The sequence below is a fragment of the Pseudomonas alloputida genome (genome assembly GCF_021283545.2).
Classification (GTDB): domain Bacteria; phylum Pseudomonadota; class Gammaproteobacteria; order Pseudomonadales; family Pseudomonadaceae; genus Aquipseudomonas; species Aquipseudomonas alloputida.
Map to the genome: position 1 here is coordinate 3863533 of NZ_CP128540.1, position 11990 is coordinate 3875522.

Annotated in this window: 12 protein-coding genes; 4 read left to right on the forward strand and 8 right to left on the reverse strand. The window is 61.8% G+C overall.

Annotated elements, in window-relative coordinates; all coding sequences use genetic code 11:
• Positions 1-3: 3 nt before the first annotated feature.
• Genes LU682_RS17735 through LU682_RS17750 form a run of 4 tightly spaced genes read right to left on the reverse strand, consistent with a single transcriptional unit; the run spans position 4 to position 3408 of the window.
• Positions 4-534 carry a PqiC family protein gene (locus LU682_RS17735; protein ID WP_010953502.1) on the reverse strand — a complete coding sequence of 177 codons (531 nt, stop codon included), beginning with the start codon at positions 532-534 and terminating at the stop codon, positions 4-6.
• Positions 535-545: 11 nt separating this feature from the next.
• Positions 546-2186 carry a PqiB family protein gene (locus LU682_RS17740; protein ID WP_010953501.1) on the reverse strand — a complete coding sequence of 547 codons (1641 nt, stop codon included), beginning with the start codon at positions 2184-2186 and terminating at the stop codon, positions 546-548.
• A complete protein-coding gene (locus LU682_RS17745; RefSeq protein WP_020190923.1) occupies positions 2186-2815 on the reverse strand; it encodes a paraquat-inducible protein A in 630 nt (209 codons plus the stop codon). The genes LU682_RS17740 and LU682_RS17745 overlap by 1 nt, the downstream gene beginning before the upstream one ends.
• Positions 2812-3408: a paraquat-inducible protein A gene (locus LU682_RS17750; protein WP_049588147.1), complete on the reverse strand. Its 597-nt coding sequence runs from the start codon at positions 3406-3408 to the stop codon at positions 2812-2814. The genes LU682_RS17745 and LU682_RS17750 overlap by 4 nt, the downstream gene beginning before the upstream one ends.
• A 150-nt stretch (positions 3409-3558) precedes the next feature.
• Between LU682_RS17750 and LU682_RS17755 the strand changes: the two genes are divergently transcribed.
• Positions 3559-4032, forward strand: a complete 474-nt coding sequence (locus LU682_RS17755; RefSeq protein ID WP_060489781.1) for a YMGG-like glycine zipper-containing protein — start codon at positions 3559-3561, stop codon at positions 4030-4032.
• A 45-nt stretch (positions 4033-4077) separates the two neighbouring features.
• Here the strand turns inward: LU682_RS17755 and LU682_RS17760 are convergent, their stop codons facing one another.
• On the reverse strand, positions 4078-4989 hold the full coding sequence (locus tag LU682_RS17760; RefSeq protein ID WP_010953499.1) for a LysR family transcriptional regulator: 912 nt from the start codon (positions 4987-4989) through the stop codon (positions 4078-4080).
• A gap of 277 nt (positions 4990-5266) precedes the next feature.
• Between LU682_RS17760 and LU682_RS17765 the strand changes: the two genes are divergently transcribed.
• The 3 genes from LU682_RS17765 (at position 5267) to LU682_RS17775 (ending at position 8032) form a co-directional block, all read left to right on the forward strand.
• A complete protein-coding gene (locus LU682_RS17765) occupies positions 5267-5653 on the forward strand; it encodes a VOC family protein (protein WP_003250815.1) in 387 nt (128 codons plus the stop codon).
• Positions 5654-5694: 41 nt separating this feature from the next.
• Positions 5695-6264 (forward strand): hypothetical protein, encoded by a 570-nt coding sequence (locus LU682_RS17770; RefSeq protein ID WP_003250813.1) that lies wholly within the window; start codon positions 5695-5697, stop codon positions 6262-6264.
• Between the two features lie 439 nt (positions 6265-6703).
• Positions 6704-8032 (forward strand): IS110-like element ISPpu9 family transposase, encoded by a 1329-nt coding sequence (locus LU682_RS17775; protein ID WP_010953496.1) that lies wholly within the window; start codon positions 6704-6706, stop codon positions 8030-8032.
• A gap of 430 nt (positions 8033-8462) precedes the next feature.
• On the opposite strand, the gene LU682_RS17780 is transcribed toward LU682_RS17775, so the two are convergent.
• The 3 genes from LU682_RS17780 to LU682_RS17790 all read right to left on the reverse strand — a co-directional run bounded on the left by LU682_RS17780 (position 8463) and on the right by LU682_RS17790 (position 11822).
• Positions 8463-10139 carry an MFS transporter gene (locus tag LU682_RS17780; RefSeq protein ID WP_010953495.1) on the reverse strand — a complete coding sequence of 559 codons (1677 nt, stop codon included), beginning with the start codon at positions 10137-10139 and terminating at the stop codon, positions 8463-8465.
• Between the two features lie 261 nt (positions 10140-10400).
• Complete coding sequence (locus tag LU682_RS17785; RefSeq protein WP_003250810.1) at positions 10401-10820, reverse strand: VOC family protein; 420 nt, start codon at positions 10818-10820, stop codon at positions 10401-10403.
• Positions 10821-10895: 75 nt separating this feature from the next.
• On the reverse strand, positions 10896-11822 hold the full coding sequence (locus LU682_RS17790) for an alpha/beta fold hydrolase (RefSeq protein ID WP_010953494.1): 927 nt from the start codon (positions 11820-11822) through the stop codon (positions 10896-10898).
• Positions 11823-11990: the final 168 nt, after the last annotated feature.

Genomic DNA, 11990 nt, shown 5'->3' on the forward strand with positions numbered 1-11990 from the left:
GGTTCATGCAGGGCAGCTACCCTGCCGGGCACTCCCCCGCACCGCCTCGGCCAACTTGCGCAGGTTGGCCTGGTGCGCATTCACCAGGCTGGTGATGCTGTTGTCCGCAGCAGTCTGCACTGACGTACGGCAGGTCAGCTCGACCTGCCCTTGCTGCTTCAGGCGCCACACGGCCTCCAGCGAGGCGTAGCGCCCTGGTACCGTGTCGAAGCGTTGCACATCCACCCGCAGCGACGCCTTGCCACCGCCCGCCGGGCCGCCCAACAGGTCCTGCAGGGCGCTGCGGAATTCATCCACCAGGTTGGCGCCCCACCACTCCGTCTCCAGAATGGCCAGGCCGCTCTGCCCTTGCCGCACCACCAACTGTGGGCGGTCGACCTGGGGCGGCACAGCCACCCTGACCACCTGGATGCGTTGGCCGCTGTCACGCACCGGGTCGCTCGGTACCAACGTGTGGTAGTTGTTCGGCGTACTGCTGCAGCCCCCGAGCCACACCAGCAGGCTGGCCACACATGCATTGCGCAGTCGTTGCATCGGCTGTCTCCTCAGGGTTCAAGGTCTGCGGACCCGGCCGCTTTCGGCCGGCCACGAATCAGCGACTCGGGGTGGCGGCCCAGGTAATCGGCAAGGTCACGTAGCGAACGCGACATGCGCTCCAGCTCGTCCAGCGTTTCACCCATTCGCTCGCGCTGCGGCGAATCTTCGGAAATGGCCGAGTTGGCCGTACGCAGGGTCTTGTGTACCTCGTCCAGCGCCACTTTCACCTCCGGCAGCGTCTGGCCATTGAACTGCCTGAGGCTGGCGCGCAGCTCACGCAAGCTACCGTCCAGGTTACCGGCGATGCTTTCCAGCGGCAGCTTGGCAATGCGCTCCATCACCCGCTGCAGCTGTTCCTGCAACTGCTCAAGGCTGCCGGGCAGCGTCGGGATCATGATGGGGTCGGCAGCCATGTCGAAGGCCACCTTGGGGGCATCGGGGTAAAAGTCCAGCGAAATGAACATCTGCCCGGTGATCAGGTTGCCGCTACGCGCCTGGGCCCGCAGCCCATGTTCGACAAAGGTGCCAATCAGTTTCCGCGCCCCTTGCATATCGCCCTCGGTGTGCTTGAACACCGCCAGCATCTTGCGGTGCACCGGCCCTAGCCGCTGCGGGTATATCACCGCATCGACCACTACCGGGAAGCTCTGCCGCGTAGCATCGTAATCGAGCTGGATCGAGGTGACCCGGCCAAACTCCACACCCTTGAACTCCACTGGCGCGCCCACCGACAGGCCGCGCATGGCCTGGTCGAAGCGCAACTGCAGGTACTGCGCCTGGCCATGCGGAGGCGACAGCGCCATGTCGCGGTCGGCGAATAGCTGGAAGCGGGCCTGGTCGGCAGCAGGCTCGGCTTGCGCGGCGAAATCGGGCGAGCCGAAGGCCAGCCCGCCCACCAGAATCGACGACAGCGATTCGGTATCGACCTTCAGGCCATTGGCACCGATCTGCATGTCGATGCCACTGGCATTCCAGAAGCGCGTGTCAGCAGTGACGAACGTGTCGTAGGGCGCCTGCACGAACACGCCAATCTCTACCCCCTTGCCATCGTCCTGGAGGGCAAAGGACACCACCTCACCCACCGGGATCTTGCGGTAGTAGATCGAAGAGCCGATATCCAGCGAGCCGAGGTCGCTGGCGACAAGAACAAAGCGCTTGCCCTTTTCGTCATAGGTGATCGGCGGTGGCAGCTCCAGCCCGACAAAGGACTTTTCCGGCACCTTCGACTCGCCGGAATCAGCCCCGATGAAACTGCCCGAAAGCAGCGTGTCCACCCCGGAAACCCCGCCCACGCCGATGCGCGGTCGCACCACCCAGAAGCGCGCTCCCCGGGTAGCGAATGAACGGGCATCGTTGGAGAGCTGAACCTTGGCCACCACGCTCTTCTTGTCGTCGGCCAAGTCCACCGTGGTCACTTCGCCAATCACCACGCTGCGGTATTTTACCTGGGTCTTGTGCGCCACCAATCCCTCCCCGCTGTGGAAAGAAATGGTAATCACCGGCCCTTGCTGCATCCAGTTGCGCACCACCAGCGAAGCGCCGATGAGGATCGCCAGGATCGGCACGATCCATACCAGCGACACACTCCAACGTCGGGTGCGCACTTCAACCTGCCCAGGGCCCTCGCGCTTGTCAGTCTGTTGCCCCATCAATGCGGCCTCCCCTCGTTGGCATGGCTATCCCAGATCAGGCGTGGATCAAAGCTCATCGCAGAGAACATGGTCAGCACTACCACCATGCCAAAGAACAGAATGCCCACACGCGGCTCGATGGTGCCCAGCCCGCGCAGTTGCACCAGCGCAGCCACCAGCGCCACTACCATCACATCGAGCATGGACCAGTAGCCGATCAGCTCGACGAAGCGGTACAACTGCGAACGCTGCCGGCAGGCCCAGGAAGAACCACGCTGGGCAGTGAACAGCAGCAGGCCAAGGGAAAAGAACTTGATGGCGGGCACACCCACGCTGGCAATGAAAATGATCAGCGCGATGTCCCAGGCCCCGGCTTCCCAGAACTCCAGCACGCCACCGCCAATGGTGCTTTCTGTACCACTGCCGAGCATTTCGGTGTGCATCACCGGCAGCAGGTTGGCGGGGATGTAGAAAACCAGGGCTGCCAGCAGAAACGCCCAGCCACGGCTGATGGCATTGGCCTTGCGCCGGTGAATGACGGCGCCGCAACGGTTGCAGGTGTGCGCGCCACTGCGCGTGTCGCATGCCTGGCCACAGCCATGGCACAGACACAAGCCAAGGTCGTGCGCCTTGACCGGGGCAGTCATACCTGTTCCCACAAGTCGCGGATGTCCTTGCCGGCAATGTGGATGATCAACATGCTCAATGCGGCCAGGGCCAGCAGGCCGATACCGGGGATCACATCGAGCAGCCCCGCCAGCTTGATCACCGCCACCATCGCCCCCAGCAGACACACCTCCAGCATGCTCCAGGGCCGCAGGCTTTCCAGGCCACGCATGCACAGGGCAAAGCCGGGGGCACGCTGGCCGGCAAGGGCAAAACCCAACACCCAGCACAACAGGGCAATTTGCAGCAGCGGCGCAAAAATGATCGACAGCGCCATGACCAGAGCGATGAAGGTGATACTGCCGTGACTGAGGATCTGCACGGCGTCCCACAATGTGGCCGAGTGGGTCAGCCCCTGCATGCCGATGGTCATCACCGGGTAATAGTTGGCGAACACCAGCAGGACGCCGCCAGTCACACTCAATGCCAGCCGCTGCTCGATGGTCAGTGACCTGTGCCGGTACAGCACGCCGCCACAGCGCGGGCAAAGGGCTCGTTGATGTTTGAGCAGCGGTGCGCGGTGGTACACCGTGTCGCAATACTCACAGATGATCAGATCTTGCGTCTGGCTCATGGTTTGCCCGCAGGTAGCCTTGGATCAGGCCAAGAGGCCAATCGGAACGGCGTCTGATATCCGGTGTAGACCATCTGGGCAAAACTTCCATCACGACCTCAAAGGCGAACTATCCTGTGAGGCGGGCTTTCCGCCCGGTGGAGGTGTGCCATGCGTACGTTCACGTGGAGTTACCTGTTGATGCTGCTGTGCGCAGCATCGGCCGCCCAGGCGCAGTCGGTGGTGCCGCTCAAGGGCCAGAGCAGCCAGCAGATGCAACTGGATATCAACGATTGCAATACCGTCGCCACCAATGCCGCAAACGGCACGGCGACGTCCAGCGACCCCCATGTCGATGGCCGGGTTCGCGGTGCAGCTGCGGGTGCCGCCGCCGGTGCTGTAGGCGCGCAGGTGCGCGGCAACCAGCATGACGAGTTGTATGACCGGGTGGGTGACGATGCCAAGCAGCAATACCGGCAGAACCGTGCCGGCGAAGTGGCCGCCGCCGGGGCCGCGGTCGGTGGCATGCGCCAGCGTCAGGACCGGCGCCAGGACCGGCGCGACCAGGACGAGGCCAAAACCCAGGCCCATGCCAGTGCCTACAGCGGTTGCCTGCAAGGGCGCGGCTACCAGGTCAACCCCTGAGCAATCGCCACGCCATGCTACTCCTGCCGGGGTGGCATGGCGTGCTCACTTCAGGAACTTCGCCAGCTCTTCCCGACAAAACTCCACGAACAACTGCGCCGGTTTGGTCAGCTGGACTCGCTTCAACCACGCCGCAGCCAGCCCCGACAGCGCCACCGGCTCGGCAATGTCGAGCATTGCCAGGCGTTGGCCGTCATAGGTGTATTCCGAGTGCGGACGGGTTACCAGCAACGAAAAACCGAAACCCTGACCGACCATGCCGCGCACCATCTCGATCGACGGTGAACTGAAGACGATGTTCGGTGCCAGGCCCATCTCGTTGAACAAGCTGACAAAGTACGTGCGGCTAGGGGCCACGTCCAGCAGGATCATCGGCTCCGGGCACAGGTCGCGCAGCGAGACCTGGGCCTGGCTGGCAAAGCGGTGGTTCTCGGGTAGCAGCACATAGGGCTTCTGCGGCGGCATCAGCGGCTCGGCCTCGATAGTGCCATCCAGGTCGTGGTCATAGAGAAATGCCAGGTCGAATGTTCCAGCGGTCAGGCCCTGGATCAGGTCCTGCTGCTCACCGTCGCGCAGGCGAATGTCAACACCCGGGTAGCGCTGACGAAAACCGGCGATCAGGCGCGGCAGGTACAGTGGCGCCACGGTTTCGAAACAGCCAATGTCGATTTGCCCGGCGACGGTATCGTTGTCGGCCAGGGCGTTCTGTTCGAACTCATGGGCCATCTGCAGCAGCGACTTGGTCTTGGCGTAGAAGCGTTTGCCGCTGGGCGTCAATGACACACCCTGGGCGTGGTGGCGGATGAACAGCTGCACACCGAAACTTTCCTCCAGGCTCTTGATGGCCGTGGAGATGGACGGCTGGGCGATGTACAGCTGGCGTGACGCTTCGGCCACACTGCCCGCTTCCACGGTGGTGACGAAGTACTTCAGTTGTCGCAAGGTATAGGCAGCCACAGGGTACCTCTCTGACGCGGGTCTTGGCAGGCTGGGATCACGGCCCACACTTTACCCTTGGCTGCCGCTCTGCGGGGGCTGAGCGCTGAAGGATTTACCTATGCATTGAACAGGTTTTTTGTAGGGTCTGCCAGTACCTCGTCTCACAGGCCTGCGCAAACCGGCGCCGCACCACGCTTGCACCTGTAACGGGCCCCCGTGGCACTGCAACCACTGGTCAAAAACGCCCGAACGTCTTTACTGATAGTCATCGGCCCCAGGTAAACGGTGTGCGCTTATGAAGATCGTGGTCACCAGCATCCTCGTCGACGACCAGGCCAAGGCCCTGGCTTTCTACCACTACGTACTCGGTTTCGAGCCCAGGCACGACATCCCCATGGGCCGGCACCGCTGGTTGACCCTGACTTCGCCCAACGACCCCAATGGCGTCGAACTGCTGCTGGAACCTGACGCGCACCCGGCGGCCAAGGTGTACAAGGCCGCGCTCAAGCAGGATGGCATCCCCGCCACCTCGTTCGGCGTGCGCGATATCCAGGCCGAATACACCCGGCTATGTGCAGCCGGTGTGCAGTTCATCCGGCCACCAACCCCAATGGGGCCGGTTACCGTGGCGGTGTTCGATGACACGTGCGGCAACTTGATCCAGATTGCCCAGAAGCACTAGCCGGTTGCCCTTACCCCAATGCGCACCCACAAGGAAAAAAGATGCGCCACGAATTCAGCGAAGTGCTCAACGACCTGGTCGACTACTTTCTGCTCGGCGATATCCAGTTGCTCGAGCGCTTCAAGCAAGACCATCAACTGCCCGACGACCTGGCCGGTGCGTTCACCCACGGTGACAGCGGCGACCAGGCGGTGCGCGAAGGCATCGTGCTGCCGCTGGCCGGTGTCGACAACCTGCCCTACCGCATCCTGTTCACCCTCGATAACCACACCCCGGCCCTGCGCGAGGCCGGCAGCCGCCTGAAGCACCGGCGCAATGGCTATGTACTGCGGGTCGAGCACGGTGCGCTGATGCTGTACACCTGGCGCATCCTGCAGCACTTCACGCCCAAGACCCTGGGTGACCTGATGGCGCGTTACCAGGTGCCAGGGCGGCCGATCATCGAACTGGACAATGGCTGGTACGACGTGGAGGTGCTGGCGGGGGCACTGGTGCGCGACGGGTTGTACGAGCCGGCATTCGAGTTCGTGCTGAAGAAGCGCTGGAGCCGGGGTGAGGCGACAGCTGTGGATACCGGGTATGCATTCGGGCTTCGTGGCTACTTCGACTGATTGATCGCCTGTGCCGGCCTCTTCGCGGGTGAACCCGCTCCTACAAAGCTTTCGAGGCCTGTGTTGATCCTTTCGCGGGTGAACCCGTTCCTACAGCAGTACCTGTAGGAGATCACCCAGCCCTTCCGGGCTGCGCTGTCGCGCAGCAAACATGAGGTGTACGGCTTCAGTTCCGCAGCGACGCTGACATTTTGAAAAAGAAAAGGCGGTTGGCCCGGTAGGGCCAGCCGCCTTTTGCTTTGTTAGGGTTCGTGTGCGCGGGACAGAGATCGTAGCCAGCACTGGTGTGTGTCTGCACACCCGCGTAGGAGAGTGATCCGCACGGTATCGGCGTGAAGTCCCTGTAGGCATCAGCTGATTCAGCTGTGACCACGTATGAGAGAGTGAACCCTTTCGCCACCGTGTGCCCCGCGCGCCCTTTATCCTGCGAGGATTCATCATGGCGCGCAAGCCTTCCAAGCAACGCTTTACCGTCGTCCATCCCGATTGCGCGGCGATCGATGTCGGTGGTCGAGAGCATTTCGTGGCGGTCGATCCCCGGCACGAAAATCCCGTCCAGTCGTTCACGTCCTTTACTGACGACCTGCTCAAGATGGCTAACTGGCTTGAAAGCCTGGGGATCAAGGTCGTTGCCATGGAATCCACGGGGGTTTATTGGATTCCAATTTACGAGATTCTCAGCGAGCGCGGTTTTGACGTTTATCTCGTCAATGCCAGAGCAACTCGGCAAATCACGGGCCGTAAATCAGATGTGCTGGATTGCCAGTGGATCTGGCAGCTGATGACTCATGGACTGCTCAGAGGCGCATTCCGCCCCGATGATCTGACCTGCTGCGTCCGGTCATTGGTCAGGCAGCGTGCTTCCAAAGTGAAAGACCAGGCGCAGACGCTGAACCGGATGCAAAAGGCCATGAGCCAAATGAACATCCAGCTGGCCAATGTCATCAGTGATATTTCCGGTGTAACTGGCATGAAGATTTTGCGGGCCATCTGCGCAGGTGAACGGGACCCAGTGCAACTGGCTGAACTAACCGACCGCCGCATCAAGGCAGGCAAGGAGGCTGTCGCTCGGAGTCTTCATGGCAATTGGCGGCGCGAGCATTTGCATGCGCTAACTCAGGAATTGGCTGCCTATGACTTCCTGGAGCAGCAAATTGCAGATTGTGACGACGCCATAAAAGCCGCGTTAGAGCAGTTGCCGGTGCTGCAAAACAAGCCAGAGCCATCCAAGAAGCCTTTACGGAGCCCACACCGAAACGGCGCCCAACAGACTGTATTGCATCAGACTTTGTGGAAAGTTCTTGGCGTGGACCTAACCGCAATTCCAACCATTGGGGTGGACACTGCATTAGTGCTGGCAGGGGAGATCGGTACAGATCTATCACGCTTCCCGTCCTCACAGCACTTCTGCTCTTGGTTGGGACTGGCTCCCCCTACCCGAATTTCCGGCGGTCATCGACTGGCAGGTGGTGGGCCCAAAATAGTCAATCGAGCAGCGCAAGCACTCAAGCAGGCTGCATCCAATGCCCGTAACGACAAGGGTTTCATTGGCGCATCGCACCGAGCCAGACTGACTCGAATGGATACCAGCTGCGCCATCAAAGCCACTGCGCATCAGTTGGCACGTCTGGTGTACAACCTGTTAACCAAGAAGCAGGCTTATGTTGAACAAGGTCTTGAGGAGTTCGAAGCCAGAAGCCAAGACCGGCAGGTCCGGGCTTTGCTTCGCAAAGCCCGGAAACTGGGGTATCAACTGGTGGCCGCTTGAGTGCTTAGAAAACAATGGGTTGCATTTTGTTTGATGAGAGATCACCCAGCCCTTCCGGGCTGCGCTGTCGCACAGCAAACAGGATGCGCATGACGTCAGATCTGCACTGACATCGAGATCTAGAAAAGCATTCGCCGACTGATCCGGGTAGGTCAGCCGCCGAATACTTTGCTATGGTTCCCAATGCGCGGGAAAGAGGCCGTAGACCGCACTGGTGTGCTGCTTTGCTCCCGAATGAGAGAGTGGCCCAAATGGCATCGGCGTTAATCCCTGTCGGCACAGCTTGCTGTGACCACGTATAGAAGAGTGAACACTTCGCCGCCATTGACCCCGCGCGCCTGTTTTTTTCGCTAGAAAGAACAGTGGGTTATCTTTTGTTTGATAGAAGCGGGTTCACCCGCGAAGGGGCCGGCACAGGCAAACTCGACCTTCAGGTGTGAGTGATATCCCGATCTTTGGTCTCAGGCAGGAAGAAGATCCCCAGCACCGCTGTCATCACGGCAATCACGATCGGGTACCACAAGCCGTAATAGATATCCCCGGTCGCTGCCACCATGGCAAACGCCACGGTCGGCAGGAAGCCACCGAACCAGCCATTCCCGATGTGGTAAGGCAGCGACATCGAGGTGTAGCGGATGCGCGCCGGGAACAGCTCCACCAGCCAGGCGGCAATCGGCCCGTAGACCATGGTCACGTAGATCACCAGAATGGTCAGCAGCAACAGCACCATCGGGTAGTGGATCTTCGCCTGGTCGGCCTTTTCCGGGTAGCCCGCCTCTTTCAATGCACCACTCAGGGTTGCGGTAAACGCTTCGCTTTGTACCTTGAAGTCGGCCGCCGCCAGGCTGCTGCCATCAAAGCTCGGCAATACCCGTTCGCCAATGCGGATCTGTGCCACGCTGCCGGGTTCCGCCGCTTCATTGGTATACGGGATGGCGCGCTTGGCCAGCAGGCTTTTGGCAATGTCGCAGGAGCTGGTGAATTTGGCCTTGCCCACCGGGTCGAACTGGAATGCACATTGGCCCGGGTCGGCCACCACCACAACCGGGTTCTGCTCCTGGGCAACGAATACATCCGGGTTGCCGTACTCGGTCAGTGCCTTGAAGATCGGGAAGTAGGTCAGCGCGGCGATGATGCAGCCGGCCATGATGATTTTCTTGCGGCCAATCCGGTCGGACAGGCTGCCGAAGAAAATGAAGAATGGTGTGCCGATCAACAGTGAACCGGCAATCAGCAGGTTGGCGGTCTGCGCCTCGATCTTGAGCGTCTGCAACAGGAAGAACAACGCGTAGAACTGCCCGGTGTACCACACCACGGCCTGGCCGGCGGTGCCGCCGAGCAGCGACATGATCACCACCTTGAGGTTGTCCCAGCGGGCGAACGATTCGGTCAGGGGCGCCTTGGATGCCTTGCCCTCGGCCTTCATCTTCATGAACACTGGCGACTCGTTCAGCTGCAGGCGGATGTACACCGAAATCGCCAGCAGCAGAATCGACAGCAGGAACGGTATCCGCCAGCCCCAGGCCTCGAACGCTTCCGTCCCCATGGCCGTGCGACAGGCCATGATCACCAGCAGCGACAGGAACAGCCCCAGGGTGGCAGTCGTCTGGATCCAGGCAGTGAAAAAGCCGCGGCGGCCCTTGGGCGCATGCTCGGCCACGTAGGTGGCCGCGCCGCCGTACTCACCGCCCAGCGCCAGCCCCTGCAGCAAGCGCAGGGTGATCAGGATGATCGGCGCGGCCACACCGATCGTGGCGTAGCCCGGTAGCAGCCCCACCACTGCGGTGGACAGGCCCATGATGACAATGGTGATGAGGAAGGTGTACTTGCGCCCGATCATATCGCCCAGGCGGCCGAACACGATGGCGCCGAACGGTCGGACGGCAAAGCCGGCGGCAAAGGCCAGCAAGGCAAAGATGAACGAGGTGGTTTCATTGACGCCAGCGAAGAAGTGCCTGGCGATAATCGCGGCGAGTGAGCCGTACAGGTAGAAGTCGTACCACTCGAATACCGTGCCCAGGGACGAGGCGAAGATGACCTTGCGCTCCTCCTTGGTGATACCGCGTTGGGGCGCGCTGCCCGTGGATGTGCTGTCGAGAACCGCCATGGGTTGCCTCCGTCATGTTGTCATACAGGCCGGAGCACCTCACAACCACTTCACCGTCGCACCCAGGCCCTGGCGCTTGCTTTGGTTGCGCGAAGCACGACGAGGCGGGCCGCCTCGGATCGCAGCAAGGTTCATGAAGCATAATCGGGATTGGCTGGATATCCACCCGCCGGGCCCTGCACGAGAGGGCGGCCTGGACGACACGCAGCACCGGGGTGCCGGGCGATAGCGGGTTGGCTGACGATTTTGGCGGGGGCGGTTTCACCCGCCAGGCACTACCGGCCCCTTCAACTCGACCTGATTACCATCCGGGTCGTAGCAGTACAGCGAAAGCCCCTCCCCTTCGGCACCATAACGCTTCTCGGCAGGCTCCACCTTTACCCCGGCGGCTTCCAGATAGGCCGTCAACGCGGCCTCGTCGAACGGCTCGATGCGCAGGCAGAAATGGTGCAGGTTGCGCCCTTCCACGCCCGGTGCAGCTCCGCCTGGCTGCCCCAGCGGGCCATCCAGGGTTACCAGGTCGATCATCGCCGTGCCCGTGGCCAGGTGCACCATGCCCAGGTCTTCGCGCACGCGGCTGACGGTGCAGCCAAGCAGTTCGGTGTAAAAGGCAACACTGCGCGGCAGGTCGCTGACCCGCAACACCAGGTGGTCGATGTGCTTGATGGTGAAAGGCCGCATGCCGGGCTCCCTGTGGCGTGTTTGTGAATACGTTCGCCACCATAGCCCAGGTTCACCCGGCGTGACCAGAATCAGCTACTCGTTCACCAAGCGTTGCAGTACGCCCCCTTCATGGCGCGTCAGGATACGCAGCAACTGGTCGACCAGCGCCCGGTCCGGCGCATCCAGGTGGAAGTGGTGCCCACCTGGGTGCCAGGAGACTTTCGCCTGGCTGGGCAAGGCGGCCTGACGCCGGGTAAAGGCCTCGCCGGTGAAGGCCCCCTGGCGGCCGAACAGCAGGTACAACGGGCAGCGGATCTGGCTGAGCAGGTCGCAGGCTTCGCGCTCGGTCAGTGGCATGGGTTCGGGCAATACCAGTCGCGGGTCGTGGCGCCAGCAATAGCCATCGTCCAGCTGTAGCAGGTCGCGCAGCGCCAGCAGCCGAGCGGCACCTTCCGACAGTTCGGTGTCCAGCCGCTCGCGGCGTTGCGCCAGGGCGTTGTCCAGGTCGTCGAAGCGACCAACATCCGGCTCGGCAAAACCCGGCAACTGGCTGCGCTGTACCATGCGCTTGAGCCGGTAGGCCCGCGCCAGGTGCTGCACCCGGTCATCCTCGGCCACCGTGAACGGTGCCCCCATGCCGTCGAGGAAGGTCATGCTGGCAATGCCACTGGTCATGGCCGCCAGCAGCGATGCTATACCGGTGCCCATCCCATGGGCCAGCACATGAAATTGCGCCAGGCCCAGGCTGTCGGTTACCGCCAGCATGTCTTCGGCATGCTCCCACAGGTAATAGCCGCTGTCGTGGCGACGATGGCCAGAACGGCCATGGCCGATCAGGTCGGGGGCCACCACGAAGCAGCCGTCCAGCATCGGTGCCAGGCGCTCGAACGAGGCAGCGTTATCCAGCCAGCCATGCAAGGCCAATATGGGAATACCGTCTTCTGCCCCCCAGGTGCGAACCGCTATTTCAACGCCATCGAGGTCTAGCAGGTGATCTTTCGGACTGCACAGCGAACGCATTGCAATTCTCCTTGGCTGAAGCCTGCACCATGACCTGCCTCACCCTCTCGCAGATGCTCCCTCGCTGCCAGCCCCCCACCGACCCGCGCATACGCAGGACCGACCGCGGCCAACAACTATCTACCGCACCCCGGCGCCTTGATCAGCGTGGACTATCTCCCCCCACAA